The organism is Parazoarcus sp. PS-13 R2A (genome assembly GCF_057621855.1).
Genome location: NZ_JBYEXN010000018.1, coordinates 22,421 through 39,458, shown reverse-complemented (window position 1 = coordinate 39,458; position 17,038 = coordinate 22,421). Strand labels below are relative to the sequence as shown.

The 17,038-nt window shown below is 64.3% G+C and carries 14 protein-coding genes; 6 read left to right on the top strand and 8 right to left on the bottom strand.

Annotated features, from left to right (window positions below):
* The first annotated feature begins 6 nt into the window (after positions 1 to 6).
* The 6 genes from AC22G6_RS16050 to AC22G6_RS16025 all read left to right on the top strand — a co-directional run bounded on the left by AC22G6_RS16050 (position 7) and on the right by AC22G6_RS16025 (position 4,789).
* The gene (locus tag AC22G6_RS16050; protein WP_487367586.1) at positions 7 to 1,314 is read left to right on the top strand and encodes an AmpG family muropeptide MFS transporter; all 1,308 of its coding nucleotides are present in this window, start codon (positions 7 to 9) and stop codon (positions 1,312 to 1,314) included.
* A complete protein-coding gene (locus AC22G6_RS16045) occupies positions 1,311 to 2,015 on the top strand; it encodes an AzlC family ABC transporter permease (RefSeq protein ID WP_487367585.1) in 705 nt (234 codons plus the stop codon). The genes AC22G6_RS16050 and AC22G6_RS16045 overlap by 4 nt, the downstream gene beginning before the upstream one ends.
* A complete protein-coding gene (locus AC22G6_RS16040) occupies positions 2,012 to 2,338 on the top strand; it encodes an AzlD domain-containing protein (RefSeq protein WP_487367584.1) in 327 nt (108 codons plus the stop codon). Before AC22G6_RS16045 ends, AC22G6_RS16040 begins: the two co-directional genes overlap by 4 nt.
* 6 nt (positions 2,339 to 2,344) lie before the next feature.
* Entirely contained in the window at positions 2,345 to 3,061 is a 717-nt protein-coding gene (locus tag AC22G6_RS16035) for a uracil-DNA glycosylase family protein (RefSeq protein WP_487367583.1), read from the top strand.
* Positions 3,062 to 3,217: 156 nt separating this feature from the next.
* On the top strand, positions 3,218 to 3,871 hold the full coding sequence (gene can, locus AC22G6_RS16030; protein WP_108949896.1) for a carbonate dehydratase: 654 nt from the start codon (positions 3,218 to 3,220) through the stop codon (positions 3,869 to 3,871).
* A 3-nt stretch (positions 3,872 to 3,874) separates the two neighbouring features.
* The gene (locus AC22G6_RS16025; RefSeq protein ID WP_487367582.1) at positions 3,875 to 4,789 is read left to right on the top strand and encodes an ROK family protein; all 915 of its coding nucleotides are present in this window, start codon (positions 3,875 to 3,877) and stop codon (positions 4,787 to 4,789) included.
* Positions 4,790 to 4,889: 100 nt separating this feature from the next.
* On the opposite strand, the gene AC22G6_RS16020 is transcribed toward AC22G6_RS16025, so the two are convergent.
* The 8 genes from AC22G6_RS16020 to rsmB form a co-directional block, all read right to left on the bottom strand.
* Positions 4,890 to 7,064: a primosomal protein N' gene (locus AC22G6_RS16020; protein WP_487367581.1), complete on the bottom strand. Its 2,175-nt coding sequence runs from the start codon at positions 7,062 to 7,064 to the stop codon at positions 4,890 to 4,892.
* A 402-nt stretch (positions 7,065 to 7,466) separates the two neighbouring features.
* A complete protein-coding gene (gene hemE / locus AC22G6_RS16015) occupies positions 7,467 to 8,537 on the bottom strand; it encodes a uroporphyrinogen decarboxylase (protein ID WP_487367580.1) in 1,071 nt (356 codons plus the stop codon).
* Between the two features lie 170 nt (positions 8,538 to 8,707).
* Entirely contained in the window at positions 8,708 to 10,165 is a 1,458-nt protein-coding gene (locus tag AC22G6_RS16010) for a TrkH family potassium uptake protein (protein WP_108951417.1), read from the bottom strand.
* Positions 10,166 to 10,184: 19 nt separating this feature from the next.
* A complete protein-coding gene (trkA, locus tag AC22G6_RS16005) occupies positions 10,185 to 11,591 on the bottom strand; it encodes a Trk system potassium transporter TrkA (RefSeq protein WP_108949900.1) in 1,407 nt (468 codons plus the stop codon).
* Positions 11,592 to 11,726: 135 nt separating this feature from the next.
* Positions 11,727 to 12,974, bottom strand: a complete 1,248-nt coding sequence (locus AC22G6_RS16000) for a sigma-54-dependent transcriptional regulator (RefSeq protein WP_108949901.1) — start codon at positions 12,972 to 12,974, stop codon at positions 11,727 to 11,729.
* A gap of 3 nt (positions 12,975 to 12,977) precedes the next feature.
* The gene (locus AC22G6_RS15995) at positions 12,978 to 15,098 is read right to left on the bottom strand and encodes a sensor histidine kinase (protein WP_487367579.1); all 2,121 of its coding nucleotides are present in this window, start codon (positions 15,096 to 15,098) and stop codon (positions 12,978 to 12,980) included.
* Positions 15,095 to 15,694, bottom strand: coding sequence for a DUF4390 domain-containing protein (locus AC22G6_RS15990; protein ID WP_487367578.1), 600 nt, complete (start codon positions 15,692 to 15,694; stop codon positions 15,095 to 15,097). Before AC22G6_RS15990 ends, AC22G6_RS15995 begins: the two co-directional genes overlap by 4 nt.
* A complete protein-coding gene (rsmB, locus tag AC22G6_RS15985) occupies positions 15,654 to 16,931 on the bottom strand; it encodes a 16S rRNA (cytosine(967)-C(5))-methyltransferase RsmB (protein ID WP_487367630.1) in 1,278 nt (425 codons plus the stop codon). The genes AC22G6_RS15990 and rsmB overlap by 41 nt, the downstream gene beginning before the upstream one ends.
* Positions 16,932 to 17,038: the final 107 nt, after the last annotated feature.

Below are 17,038 nucleotides of genomic sequence, written 5' to 3'. Positions count from 1 at the left end.
CCGCCCGTGCCCCATTCCCGCCCTGCCTGGCTGAACACCCTGCTCAACCGCCGGATGCTGATCTGCATCTTCACCGGCTTTGCCTCGGGGTTGCCCCTCTACCTGCTGCTGAATCTGGTTCCGGCCTGGCTCAAGACCGAAGGTCTGTCTCTCAAGACGATCGGTGCCTTTGCCCTGATTCAGTTTCCCTACACCTGGAAATTCCTGTGGGCACCCCTGCTCGACCGCTTCGGCCTGCTGCCCTGGCTCGGGCGCCGGCGCAGCTGGATGTTCGTGTCGCAGCTGGGCCTCGTGGCCTCGATTGCCTGGCTCGGTCAGCTGTCACCGGTCGATCACCTGCCACTGGTGATCACCCTCACCGCCACGCTGGCCTTTCTCTCTGCCACCCAGGACATTGCGCTCGACGCCTTCCGCCGCGAGATCCTGCCTGACGAAGAGCTCGGCCTGGGCAACGCGATTCACGTCAATGCCTACCGTATCGCGGGGCTGGTGCCGGGGTCGCTGTCGCTGATCCTCGCCGATCACCTGCCGTGGAGCATGGTGTTCATGATCACCGCCGCCTTCATGCTGCCCGGCCTGTTCATGACCCTGTCGGTGAAAGAGCCCTTCGCTGCGGCCGGCAGCCCGCGCACCCTGCGCGACGCCGTGATCGAGCCATTCCGCGAGTTTTTCGGTCGCCACGGCGTGCAGTCCGCGCTGCTCGTGCTCGCCTTCCTGTTCTTCTACAAGCTCGGCGACTCGCTGTGCACCGCACTGGCCACGCCCTTCTATCTGGACATGGGCTACTCCAAGACCGAGATCGGCATCATCGCCAAGAACGCCGGCCTGTGGCCGATGGTGATCGGTGGCATCCTCGGCGGCATCTGGATGGTGAAGATCGGCATCAACCGCGCATTGTGGCTGTTCGGCGTGGTGCAGTTCGTCACCATTCTCGGCTTCGTGTGGATGGCATGGTTCGGACCCGGCGAATCCAACGCCGCCCGCCTGGCCGTGCTCGCCACCGTGATTGCGGGCGAGGCGGTCGGCGCCGGACTGGGCACGACGGCGTTCGTCGCCTTCATGGCCCGGACCACCAACCCGGCCTACACCGCGACCCAGTTCGCCCTGTTCACCAGCCTGATGGCGGTGCCACGCACCTTCATCAATGCCACCGCAGGCTGGCTGGTGGAAGCGATGGGCTGGTACAGCTTTTTCTGGCTGTGTTTCTTCCTCGCCATACCGGGCATGCTGCTGCTGATCAAGGTCGCACCGTGGAACGGAGATCAGCTGCCTGCCAACGTGGCGCTCGACGCGCCCGGAGCCGGCGGGCGATGAGCCGTCTGGCACTGCGCGAGTTCCTTGCGGGCTGCCGCGATGAAGCCCCTCTGCTGCTCGGTGCCGTGCCCTTCGGCATGCTCTACGGCATCTCTGCCCTGGCGGCCGGCATCCCCGCGTGGCTTGCGCAACTCGCATCTGCAGTGGTGTTTGCAGGTGCGGCTCAGCTGGTCATCGTGCAGATGCTGGCTGCCGGCGCCGGTATGCTGCCCACCGCGCTCACCTCGGGTCTGCTCAATCTGCGCCACCTGCTGTACAGCGCCTCGATGGCCACCTACGTCGGTCACCTGCCCAGGCGCTGGCGCATGCTGCTGGCCTACCTGCTGACCGATGAGGCCTATGCTGTCGCGGTGCTGCGCTACCAGGCGCGCCCGCCTGCCGAAGGGCCCGACCTGCGCCACTGGTACTTCTTCGGTGCGGGCTTCACGCTCTGGTTCGCGTGGCAGCTGTCCACCGCCTTCGGCCTCGTGTTCGGCGCAGCGATTCCGCCCGCATGGGAGCTCGATTTTGCGGTGCCGCTGACCTTCATCGCCCTGCTCACCCTGTTGCTGCGCGAGCGCCCCGGTCAGGCCGCGGCGCTTGCAGCCGGTGGCGGCGTACTGCTGTTCGCCGCACTGCCGTTCAAGCTCGGGCTGGTACTTGCGATCCTTGCGGGGCTCGGTGCCGGGGTGTGGACGGCACGCCGTCGGGAGCAGGCATGATGAGCACGCTTGCGCTGATCGCGCTGGTGGTCTGTGTCGGTGCCGTCACGTTTTTCTATCGTTACGCCATGATCGGGCTGTTCGCGGGCGATCGGCTGCCCGGCTGGCTCCATGCGCTGTGCCGGCACATCGCACCGGCCAGCTTCGCCGCTCTCACCGTGAGTGCGCTGTTCATCGACGCCGGCGCTGTCAGCATCGCGCTCGATGCGCCCAAACCCTGGGCAGCACTGATTGCCGCGCTGGTCGCCTGGCGCAGCGGCAGCGTACTGGCCACGATCGGCGCGGGCATGGCTGCGCTCTACATCCTCAAACTCATTCTCTGAACCGCAATGACTGCCTCCGCCCTGATTGCCGCCGCACACGAACTCTCCGCCACCGTCGACGGGATGCGCTTCGCAGCGCCGGTCACGCATGTCTACAACCCGCTCGATTACGCCGGCGAGATTCACGACAACTATCTGAGGCGCTATGGCGAGGGGCGCAAACGCGTGGTGTTCATCGGCATGAACCCCGGCCCCTTCGGCATGGCGCAGATCGGCGTACCGTTTGGCGAAATCGGCACCGCACGCGACTGGCTCGGGCTCGAAGGCCCGGTGGGCCAGCCTGCGCAGAGCAACCCGAAACGACCGGTTGAAGGCTTTGCCTGCAAACGCTCGGAGGTCAGCGGGCAACGGCTGTGGGGTCTGTTTCGCGACCGTTTTGGTACGCCGGATGCCTTCTTCGCTAATCATTTCGTCGCCAATTACTGCCCCCTCGCCTTCTTCGAGGACGGCCGCAACCTCACGCCGGACAAGCTGCCGGCCCATGAACAACGCCCGCTGCTGTCAGCCTGCGATGCACACCTGCGCCGCCTGGTCGACACCCTGGAGCCGGAGTGGGTGATCGGTATCGGCGTGTGGGCGGAACAGCGCGCGCTGGGCGCGCTGGGTGACGTTGCCGGCCTGCGCTTCGGTCGCATCCTGCATCCCAGTCCGGCAAGCCCCGCGGCCAACCGCGGCTGGTCGGAAGCGGCGAGCAAACAACTCATCGACCTCGGCATATGGTGATGACCCGAACACGCGCCAGGTACGTCAGATGGCATTCGGGAACACCATCCGCGGAGGAATGGATAAAGGCGGAAAGCCTGTCCGGTGGCGGGGAGACAGCAAGTAATTCATAATTATGAGCATATTTCATTGCTCACTTTCCGTCAGGACCAACGAATGAGCCATCAACTCGACCCCCTCTTCAAGAACAACAAGGACTGGTCGGACCGCATGCACAGCGAGGACCCCGAGTTCTTCGCCCGGCTTGTAAACCAGCAGTCGCCCGAATACCTCTGGATCGGCTGTTCGGACAGCCGCGTTCCGGCCAACCAGATCATCGGTCTTGCTCCGGGTGAGGTCTTCGTTCATCGCAACATCGCCAACGTGGTGGTGCATACCGACCTCAATGCACTGTCCGTCATCCATTACGCAGTGGCAGTGCTGCGGGTGAAGCACATCCTCGTCGTGGGGCACTATGGCTGCGGCGGGGTCAAGGCCGCGCTCAACGACAATCGCATCGGTCTCACCGACAACTGGCTGCGTCATGTCCAGGATGTCCGCGACCGCCACGAGAATCTGCTCAACACGGTCGAAGACCACGCAGACCGGGTCGACCGTCTGTGCGAACTCAATGCGATGCAGCAGGTCGTCAGCATCAGCCAGACATCGGTGCTGCGCGAGGCCTGGGAGCGCGGTCAGGATGTCAGCATTCATGGCTGGTGCTACCGGCTGGACGACGGGCTGGTGCACGACCTCGGCATCAGTGCCACCTGCCGCGACGAAGCGCTGGAACTGTACCGCGACGGCATCGAACGCATGAGCCGCGACTAAGCCATGATCCGGCTCGGAATCGACCTTGGGGGCACGAAGATCGAGATCGTTGCCCTTGCCAGCGACGGGCGCGAACTGTTGCGCCGGCGCGTACCGACGCCTCAGGGGGATTACCGCGCCACGCTCGAAACCCTGGTCGAACTGGTCGGCTTTGCCGAGGCCAGACTGGGCGAGCGCACCAGTGTCGGGGTCGGCACGCCGGGCTCGCTGTCGCGGATGACGGGCTGCATCCGTAACGCCAACTCGACCTGTCTCAATGGACGCCCGCTGCGGCGCGATCTCGAGGCCATGCTCGAGCGCGAGGTCAGGCTCGCCAATGACGCCAACTGCTTTGCCGTTTCCGAGGCCACCGACGGCGCAGGTGCCGGGGCGGAAACGGTGTTCGGCGTCATTATCGGTACCGGCGTCGGTGGCGGGGTGGTCGTGGGCGGTCGTCTTCTTGCGGGAGCCAACGGCATTGCCGGCGAGTGGGGGCACTCCCCGCTGCCGCTGCCCACCACCGACGACCTGCCGCTCCCCCCGTGCTATTGCGGCCGGCGCGGCTGCATCGAAACCTATCTCTCCGGCCCCGGACTTGCCGCCGATCATGCACGTCGTCATGGCGGCGGACTGAGCGCCCGTGAAATCGCGGACGCAGCGGCGGCGGGGGATGCGGCCAGCGAGGCCACACTGCAGCGCTATGAAGCGCGGCTGGCACGCGCGCTGGGCACGGTGATCAACCTCATCGATCCCGACGTGATCGTCCTCGGCGGCGGCCTGTCGAGGCTCGAGCGACTGTATGCCAATGTGCCGGCACGATGGGCCGAACACGTCTTCTCCGATCAGATTCTTACCCGGCTGCGGCCGGCCCGTCATGGCGACTCGTCCGGCGTGCGCGGCGCAGCCTGGTTGTGGCCGGCAGGCACTGAAGCGCGTTAGCCCTGCGCGCCTGCGGACCGCGGATCATCCGGTGCGAACGGACTGCGCCCCGGTGCCGGTTGCCCCAAATCTGACGTCTGTCGCCAACGGGTGCGCACGCTCAGACATCGAGCGGATCCACATCAAGCTGCCAGCGCAGCTCGCGCGGCGTGCGCTGGGCGTAGAGCATGGTCATCCACTGGCCCAGAAAGCCCTGCAGATCTGCACGGCTGTCCGCCTCGACCAGCAACTGCGCACGCTCGCGGCGTGCCAGCCTAGACATGCGCATCGGCACCGGATCGAACAGGCGCAGGGTCTCGGGCGCACACGACTGCGCCAGACGACGGGCGTGCTGCAGAAACTCGACTGCATCCGACAGCGCCGGTGCATCGGCCCGCAGCATGGCCTGGTGCGTGAATGGCGGAAAGCAGGCGACCCTGCGCTCATCCAGCGCCATCTTGGCGAAGGCATCGAAATCATGGCGCCCGAGGTGCTGATAGAGCAGGTGGCCGGGGTACTCGGTCTGAATCAGCACCTCGCCCGGCAGACTTCCACGCCCCGCACGCCCCCCGACCTGCATCAGCTGCTGGAAGAGCCGCTCTGGCGCACGGAAGTCAGCCGCATGGAGCGAGGAATCTGCCCCGACGACGCCCACCAGGGTGAGCTTGGGAAAATCGTGCCCCTTCGCCATCATCTGCGTGCCGACCAGGATGTCTGCTTCGCCGGCAGCGATCTTGTCGAGGAGCGCCTCCCATTGCGCACGGGTGCGCGCGGCATCGCGATCCACGCGCAGCACGCGGGCCTCGGGAAAGAGCTCGTTCAGTCTGGCCTCGATCCGCTGGGTGCCGCGACCGAAGGGCTGGATATCCTGATTGCCGCAGCTCGGGCAGGCATGCGGAATCCCGCCATCGCAGCCACAGTGGTGGCAACGCAGGCGCCGGTCGGCCAGATGCACGACAAGGTTGGCCGAGCAGTGCGGGCAGCGGCTCACCCAGCCACAGGCCGGACATGACAGCACCGGCGCGTAGCCGCGGCGGTTGATGAACACCAGGCTCTGCTCGCCCCGCTTCAGACGCTCGGAAATCGCCGCGTGCAGCGCCGGGCTGAGACCTTCGTCGAGCTTCATGCGCCGGATGTCGACCGCACGCACCTTGGGCAGGGTCGTCGCCACCGCACGATGCGTCAGGCGCAGCAGACCATAACGCCCGTTGCCGGCATGCTGCCAGCTCTCCAGCGACGGCGTGGCCGAGCCGAGCAGCACCGGCACAGCACGCTGGCGCGCCCGCCACACGGCGACATCGCGTGCCGAATAGCGGACGCCCTCCTGCTGCTTGTACGAGGCATCGTGCTCTTCGTCGACCAGGATGATGCCAAGGCGGGGAAGGGGCGCAAACACCGACAGCCGGGTGCCGAGAACGATGTCCGCGTGGCCGCTCAGGGCCTGGACGAAGCCACGCGAGCGCGCCCCTTCGGCAAGCCCAGAATGCAGGCTAACAACGTTGGCTGCCGGAAAGCGCTGCGCCACCCGGTTCTCGAGCTGCGGCGTCAGGGCAATTTCGGGTACGAGCATCAGCACCTGCTCGCCAGCCGCCAGCGCCCGTTCGGCGAGACGCAGATAGACTTCGGTCTTGCCGCTGCCGGTCACGCCATGAAGCAACCAGGCGTGGAAGCCGGTGCCGGAAGCGACCACGGTATCGATCACCGCGGCCTGTTCCACGGTCAGTTCGGGGCGGCCCGCAGCGAGATGCCGACCGCCACCATCGTCACGTGGCACCAGCCAGCCGCGCCGGATGAGGTCGCCCACCGCGCTGCCTGCGTCAAGAGCCCGTACCGCGCTGCGCCGCGCGGGCCCGCCCAGCGCCTCGGTCGCCTTCAGCAGCGTCAGCGCACGGCTCTCGCGCCGCGCCTCTGCGAGTGCGGCACGACCTGCGGCGGAGAGTTCGAGCAAGGGGTCGACATCCTCTCCACTCACCCCGTCCGCACGACGCAGGCCCGGCGGCAGGGCCAGGGCGACGACTTCGCCCAGTGGGGCGTGATAGTAGCGCGCAACGAAACCGACGAGTTCGAGCCAGTCGGCCGGAAGAGCCGGCACCTCACGCTGAACATGACTCACCACCTTGAGGCGGCTGCAGTCAACATCCGCCTCGGCGGGCAGGGAAACGATCAATCCGCTCTTTTCCCCACGTCCGAAGGGCACGCGCACACACCGTCCAATATCTGAATGAACTGCATCTTCTGCAATGTAATCAAACAGTTGTGGAATCGGCAGAGGCAGTGCAACGCGTATGATCGGCATGGGGAATCGCGATGTATCCAGAATAGCTCTTTTATTTCAGTGATTTAGCGTTGAAAGTTGAAGCCGATACGCGGAAAACAGCGCTAAACACTTGCCGCTAAACCCCCCTTCGTCTTGTCCACAAAAGCTGTGGATAACTTTGTGGGAAACCAGGGTAAATCGGGCTGAAACCGGCGTGAAACAAGCACTTCTGTCACTTTGCCTTAACATAGTGCAACGTTTTTATTCTTATAAATCAACAGCTTGAAAATTTCATCGCATATGCGCACTATTTCGGTGAATATTTTTACCCAAATGGCTTCCGTGTGCATAAGTCAAGCGAAAAACCCACTTTTTTTTGTTGACATGCACCGGAAGTAGTAAGCGAAGTTACCCCCTCCTGTGCCGTCAGAAAACGCCCGTTCAGCCTTGAGCGCGCACGATGCGGCTATGTTCATGCGCCGTATCGACCATCACCGCCACATTCTCCGGCGGCGTGAACTGCGAAATGCCATGACCAAGGTTGAAGACGTGGCCAGGATGCGCGCCAAAAGCGTCGATCACCTTGCGGGTTTCGGCTGCAACAACCTCTGGCGGTGCGAAGAGCACGTTGGGGTCGAGGTTGCCCTGCAAGGCCACCTTGTCGCCCACCAGCTGTCGGGCGCGGCCAATGTCCATGGTCCAGTCCAGCCCGACCGCGTCGCTGCCGATACCGGCAATCGACTCCAGCCACAGTCCGCCGCCCTTGGTGAATACGATGCTCGGCACACGCTCGCCATCGCGCTCGCGAATCAGGCCTGACACGACCTTTTCGAGATAGGGCAGGGAGAACTCCTTGTACGCGGCCTCCGACAGCACCCCGCCCCAGGAGTCGAACACCATGACGGCCTGGGCGCCCGCTTCGATCTGGGCGTTGAGGTATTTGACCACCGCGTCGGCAGTCACGCTCAGGATGTGGTGCATCAGGTCAGGCCGGCTGTAGGCCATGCTCTTGACCTTGCGATAGTCGTCCGACGAACCGCCTTCGACCATGTAGCACGCCAGCGTCCACGGGCTGCCGGAGAAACCGATGAGGGGGACGCTGCCATCGAGCGCGCGACGGATCTCGGCCACGGCATCCATGACGTACTGCAGCTCGACGTGAGGATCGGGTGCAAACAGGTTGCGGATCTCCCACTCTTCGCGCAGCGGGCGCTCGAAGCGCGGCCCCTCGCCTTCGGCAAAGTACAGCCCCAGCCCCATCGCGTCCGGCACCGTCAGGATATCGGAGAACAGGATCGCGGCATCGAGGTCATAGCGTGCCAGCGGTTGCAGCGTGACTTCACAGGCCATGGCCGGGCTCTTGCACAGCTGCAGGAAGCTGCCCGCACGCTTGCGCGTCTCGCAGTATTCCGGCAGGTAGCGTCCGGCCTGGCGCATCAGCCACACGGGCGTGTATTCGGTGGGCTGGCGCAGCAGGGCGCGCAGGAAAGTGTCGTTCTTAGGGCGGCTCACGTCGAGTCCTCTTTTCCAGCCGATTGGCAACAAGGCGTGATTATCGCCTGTCACGGGCCCGGATGGGTTGAGCACCGTCAGTTTGGACATCCGGAAAGGAGCCAGACGCAGGCAGGCCAGCAGCAAACGGCGGGCCGTCACAGCGCCCCGATACGCGTGCGCAGGTGACCTTACCGGCGCCAAAATGCCGGCGTCATGACCACCAGCAAGGTGAAGATCTCGAGCCGCCCCAGGATCATCGTGAACGACAGCACCGCTGTCTGAAAATCATTGAGCGACTGATAGTTGGAGGCCGGACCCACGGCATCGAGCCCCGGGCCGGTGTTGTTGAGACAGGCCACCACCCCTGAAAACGCGGTGATCAGTTCGAGGCCACTGGCCGACAGCAGCAGGGTCAGCGACACGATGCTGACCATGTACATGAAGCTGAAGCCGAGCACCGCGTGGAGAATGCCCTCGGAGACGGGCTGCTTGCCCATCAGGACCGGGCGCACCGCATTGGGATGAAGCGAACGGATGATCTCGCGAAACACCTGCTTGTACAGGATGATCGCACGCATCATCTTGATCCCGCCGCCGGCCGAACCCGAGCACGCAATGAAGCTCCCCAGGAACAGCACCCAGATCTGCGCGAACATCGGCCACAGCGTGTAATCGTAGGTCGCCAGACCCAGCGAGGTGGAGATCGACACCACATGAAAGGACACATAGCGCAAGGTGGTGGCCAGGTCGGCATGCACGTTGAACTGCATCAGGTAGAACGTCAGCAGCAGGATGCTGACGATCAGGACTGCGAAGAAGAAGGGAATCTCGGGGTCGCGGAAGTAGGGCAGCAGTGAGCGCCGCGACAAGGCCAGATAGTGGGTGGCAAAGTTGAGCGCGGAAGCCAGCGCAAACACCATGGCCACCATCTCCACATCGAGATTGTGGAAGTGTCCGAGCGAGGCGTCCTTGCTCGAAAAGCCGCCCAGCCCCGCGACCGAGAAGGCATGGATGACCGCATCCCAGCCTTCCAGGCCGGCGAACCAGAGGCTGAAGCCACAGCCGACGGTTAGCAGGATGTAGGTGAGCCACAAGCCCTTGGCCGTCTCCGCGATGCGGGGCGTGAGACTGCTCTCCTTCATCGGCGTGGGCACCTCGGCCTTGAACAGCTGCCGGCCACCGATGCCGAGCAGGGGGAGAATGGCGACCACCAGCACGATCACCCCCATGCCGCCGATCCAGTGCATGAAGGTGCGCCACAGGTTGATCGAGGTCGGCAGGTCGTCAAGCCCGGTGAGGATCGTCCCGCCGCTCGCCGTCAGGCCTGATACCGCTTCGAAGTACGCGTCCACCAGAGACAGGTGCGGAAGGTAGCCCAGCAAGGGCAGCGCGCCGAAGACCGGCAGTACCACCCAGGTGGACGCAACCAGAAGAAAACCGTCGTGCACCCGCAGGTCGCGACGACGCCCGCGCGTCCCCAGCCACAGCAGCGCGCCGCACAGCAGGGTCACCACGATCGCCTGATCGTAGGCCATGGTTGCACCGTCATCGAGCCAGAACGAAACCGACAACGGGAACAGCATCAGCAAGGCAAAGATCACGATGATCAGGCCAAGCGCGTTGAGGGCAGGGTAGTAGGCGCGCACCGGGGACGAGTACATGAACTTAAAGGAAGGTGAAACTGACCTGGAACAGCTTCTCGACCTTGCTCACCAGATTCTTGTGGGTACAGAACACGATCACGTGATCCTCGTTCTCAATCAGCGTGTCATGGTGGGGAATGATCACCATCCGCCGGATCACCTTGCCGTCGCCACCGCGCCGTTCGTCACGCACGATGGCGCCAATCGTCGCCCCCTTGGGAAGAGTGATCTCGTCGATGCGACGACCCACCACCTTGGAGTCCTTGGGCTTGCCGTGCGCAATGATCTCGAGCGCCTCGGCGGCCCCGCGGCGAAGGCTATGGACCGCCACCACATCGCCACGACGCACATGCGCAAGCAGCGATCCGATGGAGGTGTGTGCAGGCGAGATCGCGATGTCGATCGGCCCACCCTGCACCAGGTCAACGTAGCTCTTGCGGTTGATCAGCGCCAGCGTGCGGCGCGCGCCCATGCGCTTGGCCAGTGAAGCGGACATGATGTTGTCTTCTTCATCGTTGGTCAGCGCCACGAACAGATCGGTCTCGTCGATCCCCTCGTTCTCGAGCAGCTTCTCGTCGGTTGTGTCACCCCGCAGCACCAGGGTATGGCTGAGCTGGGTTGCCAGCATCTCGGCCCGGCGCTTGTCGACCTCGAGAATCTTGACGTGATAGTCGTTCTCGATCGAGCGTGCGAGGCGGAAGCCGATGTTACCGCCGCCGGCAATCATGATCCTGCGCATCGGCTTGTCGGTGCGGCGCAGTTCCCGCATGACCTGCCGGATATGCACGGTCGCTGCCAGACAGAACACTTCGTCGCCGGGGACGATCACCGTGTCGCCCTCGGGAATGATCGGCTCGCCATTGCGGTAGATGGCGGCAATGCGCACCTCGACGTTGGGCAGGTGAAAGCGCAGCGCCTTGAGCGGATGCCCCACCAGGGGTCCGCCCTCGAACGCACGGACACCGATCAGGCTGACCACGCCATCGGCAAAATCCAGCACCTGCAGCGCCTCGGGAAAGGCAATCAGACGCTTGATGTGATCGGTGACGATCTGCTCCGGACAGATCGAGAAATCGACCGCGAAGTTATTTTCGTCGAGGAGCTCGGGGTGGTCGACATAGTCGGTCGAGCGCAGGCGCGCGATCCGCGTGGGCAGATTGAACAAGGCCTTGGCCACGCGGCAGGCGCACAGGTTGGTCTGGTCCGACTGTGTCACCGCGATCAGCAGATCGGCGTCTTCCGCACCCGCTTCACGCAGGACCGATGGCGACGCAGCGTTACCGCACACCGTGCGTACTTCCAGCCGTTCGCGCAATTCCGCGAGGTAGTCTGCACTGGTGTCGACAAGGGTGATGTCGTTGGCTTCAGATACCAGATTTTCAGCAACCGACGCACCGACCTGGCCGGCACCAAGAATGATGACTTTCAACGGGATAGCCCCAGATGAACGCAAGAGCGGCCGATTCTACGCGGTGTTTCATCGACATGAAACAGAATGTTGCAATGCAGCAACCTGCGTATCGATGCGGCCCCCGTCGCGCCCACGCGGCCTATCCCTTGAGCATCAGTTTTCCTCGTGCCGCCTGCCTGCCTGCAGGCCCAGTTGTTTGAGCTTGCGATAGAGATGCGTGCGCTCCAGCCCGGTCTTCTCGGCAAGGCGCGTCATGTTGCCGCTCTCGAGTCTGAGATGGTGTTCGAAGTACATGCGCTCGAACGCTTCACGGGCTTCACGCAGCGGCTGGTCGAGCGGAATCGCACTCGCCGCCGCATCGGGATTGGGCGCAAGCAGACGTCGCACTTCGGGCAGGCCGATCTCCTCTTCGAGCGTTGCCAGCGCCAGCGATCTCACCGCGGCGCGCAATTCGCCATAGCCTCCGGTCCAGTTGTGCGTGCGCAGGTGATTGAGCGCAGCCGTGGAAAACCGGCGCAGCGGCACATCGTTCGCTTCGACCAGATGCAGCAGCACCTGTGCTGCAAGCTCGGGCAGATCGTCACGGATGTCACTCATTGCCGGTGGCGCCAGGCTGATCTCGAACAGGCGGTCGAGCACGGCCTCGTCCCAGCCCTCGCTGAGCAGTGCATCGTGACTGCGCTCGGTGGCCACCACCAGACGCAGGTCGTAGCGGTCCAGGCGCTCGAGCGCGAAGGCGAGATTCTTCTGCTGCGCACGCGACAATCGTGCGAGCTCGGCGACATACAGCAGCCCGCCCTGGCTCGCCTGCAGCTGGTTGATGTCCAGCGGCACATTGACCGCCGTGAGGTCGAGCCAGGGTGCGCCGCCGGCCTGCAGGCTGCGCGCGACCAGTTCGGCCAGGCTGCCTCCACCGACGCGCAGCAGGAGCACTCTCGAACTGTCCGCGATCTGCTCGATCCGCCGCTTGAGCTCGCGCAGCGGCGCAGAGCGCGTAAAGGCCGCAAGCGTCAGCGGTGCCGGCGCGCCACTTGCGACCGGGCGCTGCAGGCCGCGCTTTACCGAGGCCAGCAGCTTCTGCAATGCGATCGGCTTTTCCAGATAGTCGATGGCGCCAATGCGGGTCGCCTCGACCGCCGTGTCGATGGTGCCGTGGCCGGACATCATCACCACCGGCATGTTCAGCTGGCCGTTGGCCGACCATTCCTTGAGCAGGGTGATGCCGTCGGTGTCGGGCATCCAGATGTCGAGCAGGACCATGTCGGGGCGCTCTGCATTGCGCGCTGCGCGCGCCGCTGCCGCGTTCTCCGCGAGCTGGATGTCGTGCCCTTCGTCACGCAGGATCTCCGAGAGCAATTCCCGGATTCCCATTTCATCATCAACGATGAGTAGCTTGGCCATGGTTCAGTGTTCACCGTTTGTCAGGATCGTCCGCAGACGAATGCGTACTTCGGCTCCGCCGATGTCGCGATTGGCAATTCGTATTTCGCCCCCGTGCTCAGCCACGATCTTTTTCACCATCGCCAGACCGAGTCCGGTTCCCTTTGACTTGGTAGTGAAATAGGGCTCGAAGGCACGGGCGAGAATCTCGGCCGGGAAACCCGGACCGTTGTCACGGCAGACCAGCAAGACCCGGTCGCCGTCAGCGCGTGCAAGCAGCGTGATCTCGGCGTCGTCTTTGCCGAGCACCGCATCCTGCGCATTTTGCAGCATATTGTGAATGATCTGGCGAATCTGCGAAGCGTCGCCCAATACCTTGGGCAGGTCGTCTCCGACCTGCAGGCGGATGCGCACCGCAGCGCTTTCGTAAAGGTGCAGCACTTCCCGCATCAGCGCTGCAAGGTCGAGCGCGACCAGCTCCGGCGCAGGCAGTCTCGCATAGTCCCTGAAGGCATTGACCAGATTCTTCATTGCCTCGACCTGATTCACGATCGTCCGCGTCGCGCGCTCGAGCATGGCCTTGCCGTCTTCGTCGAGCTGATCTGCAAGCTTCAGCGCCAGACGTTCGGCCGAGAGCTGGATCGGTGTCAGCGGGTTCTTGATCTCGTGCGCCAGGCGGCGGGCGACCTCTGCCCAGGCGGCGGTGCGCTGTGCATCGACCAGCCGGGTGATGTCGTCGAACACGACCACCAGGCCACCGCCCGTACTCTCCGGCAGGCGCGAGCCATGCACCAGCAGCGTCAGCGGGGTGCTGTCCGGCGAAGGGATCTCGATCTGCTCGTGCCAGTCGCTCTCATGCGCCGCAAAGCCTTCCAGCAGCGCGTCGCGCAACACTCCGTGACGCACCCAGTCGGCAAGCGCGATGTCTTCGAAACCGGCGAGATCATCGGCAAGGATGTCCATCGCACCGCGGTTTGCCGCGCGCAGGGTGCCGTTGCCCGCGAAGGCGAGCACACCGGTCGAAAGGTTGGCGAGCACGCTTTCCAGGTAGGCACGCGCGGCTTCGACTGCCGCACGGTTGCGGTCCGCGGCCGCGCGGGCGTCTTCAAGCTGGCGCACCATCTGGTTGAAGGATTGGGTCAGGACGCCGAGCTCGTCCCGTGCCGGCAAGGCCTGGCGCGGGCGATAGTCGCCCTGCGCCACGGCCTGGGTGCCTTCAGCCAGGATCAGCAGCGGCGCAGCCAGCCTGCGCGCCAGCACGAAGGCAACCGCCATTGCGGTGAGCAGGGCGAGCAGCAGGGTCAGGGTCAATGTAAGGCTGTAGATGCGCTTCAGACCGTCGCGCCCAAGGGTGAGCTGCTGGTAGTCCCGATAAGCCTCCTGTACGGCCTCTGCGTGGCGGGAAAAGGTATCCGGCACGGGCTGGGTCAGCTGCAGCAGCTGCGGTTCGCTCAGAATCGAGCGCGTCGGGATCGGCACCACAACCCGAATCACCAGGCGTCCATCCGGATGGCTGTCCACCGTGCTGACGCTGCGACTCTGTCGTGCCTGGCGCAACTGCGCCGAGGAGGGCAGATCAGGCAGCAAGGCGACGCCGCCGTCACTGGCGGTGGCGACAACCTGACCGTTGGGCGCCAGCACCGTGGCGTTGCTCACGCCCGCCGTCTCGCGCAGGCGGCTGAGGGTCGCAGGCGACACGGTCTCGAAACCCTCGAGATCGAGCGCCATGTCGCCGGCCTTGGCGTTGACCTGGCTCACCAGATAATCGAGGGCGTTCTGCCCCAGCGCGATGCCCCCTTCAAGCGCCGAGTCGACGCGGACGTCGAACCAGGACTCAATGCTGCGCACGACAAACTGCAGCGACACGGCGTATACGACGAGACCGGGCAGCAGCGCCATCAGCGCGAACATCATCATCATGCGGTACTTGAGACGGGAACCGAATTTGCGCGCGCGGTACTCCCGCCACAGCGAGCGCAGCTGCACCCCGACCAGCCCGGCAAGCCCCACGGCGACCACGCCGTTGAGCGCCAGCAGATACGGATAGCGATCGGCGAACAGGTCGGAATTCGCACTGGCCGAGGTCAGCAGATAGAGCGATATGCCGGCAATGGCGGCAATGATCGCAAGCGCAACGCGTTTCATCGCGAGGTCGCCGCCCCGGGCAGGAAGGTCCAGCGCAACCACTCGGTGCCGACATTCCAGTCGCGGCTCCCGATCGCCGTGACCTGGAAGGGCTTGGGCAACTGCGCGGTATCGTGACGGAAGCGGAGCGATACCTCGTGCGAGACGCCCGGCGCGAGTTCATCGGCGCCGGCAATCTGCCAGTTGCGGATGCGTTGCATGGTCAGCAAGGCGGAATCCAGATTGTCGAAGCTCTGGTGGAAGGCACCGATCGACAGACGGTAGCTGCGGGTGATGGCGTGGTACGAGATGCGGTAGTTGAGTTCGCGCTCAACCACGACCTCGTTCAGCCAGTACCAGCGCGGTCGCTCGACCAACAGTTCAGCCACGAAATGGAGGGCGACGCCGCGGGTAATGGCGTCAGTCAATCGTGGGTTGATATCGAGTTCGATGTCGGCATTCAGTACGTAGCCACCCTCCCCCGGCACGATCTCGGCAAAGGTGATCTGGCTGTCGTCTGCCCCGAAGGCCGGCAGCGACAGCAGTGCCAGCGTCAGAAACAGCTGGCGAAAGAGACTAGCGAAGTTTGCGCAGGCGCGCATAGTAGAAGCCGTCATGATCGGCAGTCGGTGGCAGGGAACGCGTGTCGCTGGCATCAATGGCATGCGTTTCGGCATCCGGATGGCGGGCAAGAAATGCATCGATCTGGCGACGGTTCTCTTCGTCGAACACCGAGCACGTCACGTAGAGCATTGTGCCACCGGGCGCCAGCGTCTGCCAAAGCGCATCCAGAATTTCTGCCTGCTGTGCGGCAAAGCGCGGGATATCCTCGTTTCGACGCAACCATTTTATGTCGGGGTGACGGCGAACCACACCCGACGCAGAACACGGAACGTCGGCAAGAATGCGGTCGAAGGGTTCTCCGTCCCACCAGGTGTTCAAGCGCCGGCAGTCGGCAACCGTGATGCGAGCAGTGAGTCCGAGCCGGTCGAGATTTGTCCGTACGCGTGCGGCCCGCGTCGGGTCGAGTTCGAGGGCGGTGAGATCGATGTCGGCACGCTCGAGCAGGTGCGCGCTCTTTCCACCCGGCGCTGCGCAGGCATCGAGCACGCGCTCGCCATCGACTGCACCGAGCCATTGTGCCGCCCATTGCGCCCCGGCATCCTGCACCGACACCAGACCTTCGGCGAAGCCCGGCAGGCGCTGCACCGGTACGGGATGCGCCAGCAGGATTGCACCGTTTTCCAGTTTTCGGGCCGGGATCCCGGCTTTCTCAAGCGCTGCAAAGACGTCTTCGACCGAAGCACGGCGCGCGTTCACGCGCAATGACATCGGCGGATGCAGATTGCCGGCCTGGAGAATCGCTTCCCAGTCTGCAGGATGATCGTATCGCACGCGCGCGATCCACCATTGCGGACAGGCGTAGCGTGCTTCGATATCCGCGTCGCGCCAGCCTTCGAGCTTCATGGTCTCGCGCAGCACGTTCCGCAGCACGCCATTGATGACACCCTTGAGCGCAGGCACCTCAGCGGCTGCAGCCTCTACGGCCTGATCGACCAGCGTGTGCGACTGGGCCGGGCGCTGCTCCAGACGGTAGAGTGCGACCAGGAGCAGCGCATGGAGATAGGTCGGCAGCGGCTTGTGCAGATAATGCCGCAGCACCGCGTCTCCCCGACCGAACTCACGCAAGGTAGACCAGGTAAGGTCACGGACCGCACCGCGAGTCGCGTCCGGCCAGCTCGGGTTGGCGCTGAGCATGGCCTCGTAGCCGTCGGTCAGGTTGCCACCCTCAAGCACGCCCGCAACCAGCGTGGATGCCTGCTTCAGCGCATAGGCGAGGCTGTCCTGCGGCAGGCTGGGCCGTGACGTCGCGCGCGGGGGCAAGCCGCGTCGATCATGCGAGGTGCTGGAGGGGCTGCGGGTTTGGGTACGACGATTCACAATGGTCTTCTTGTTTCGAT

Coding starts and splice junctions, on each gene's coding strand:
- AC22G6_RS16045 (WP_487367585.1), top strand. CDS start 1,311: ATGAGCCGTCTGGCACTGCGCGAGTTCCTTGCGGGCTGCCGCGATGAA.
- AC22G6_RS16040 (WP_487367584.1), top strand. CDS start 2,012: ATGATGAGCACGCTTGCGCTGATCGCGCTGGTGGTCTGTGTCGGTGCC.
- AC22G6_RS16035 (WP_487367583.1), top strand. CDS start 2,345: ATGACTGCCTCCGCCCTGATTGCCGCCGCACACGAACTCTCCGCCACC.
- can (WP_108949896.1), top strand. CDS start 3,218: ATGAGCCATCAACTCGACCCCCTCTTCAAGAACAACAAGGACTGGTCG.
- AC22G6_RS16025 (WP_487367582.1), top strand. CDS start 3,875: ATGATCCGGCTCGGAATCGACCTTGGGGGCACGAAGATCGAGATCGTT.
- AC22G6_RS16020 (WP_487367581.1), bottom strand. CDS start 7,064: ATGCCGATCATACGCGTTGCACTGCCTCTGCCGATTCCACAACTGTTT.
- AC22G6_RS16000 (WP_108949901.1), bottom strand. CDS start 12,974: ATGGCCAAGCTACTCATCGTTGATGATGAAATGGGAATCCGGGAATTG.
- AC22G6_RS15995 (WP_487367579.1), bottom strand. CDS start 15,098: ATGAAACGCGTTGCGCTTGCGATCATTGCCGCCATTGCCGGCATATCG.
- AC22G6_RS15990 (WP_487367578.1), bottom strand. CDS start 15,694: ATGACGGCTTCTACTATGCGCGCCTGCGCAAACTTCGCTAGTCTCTTT.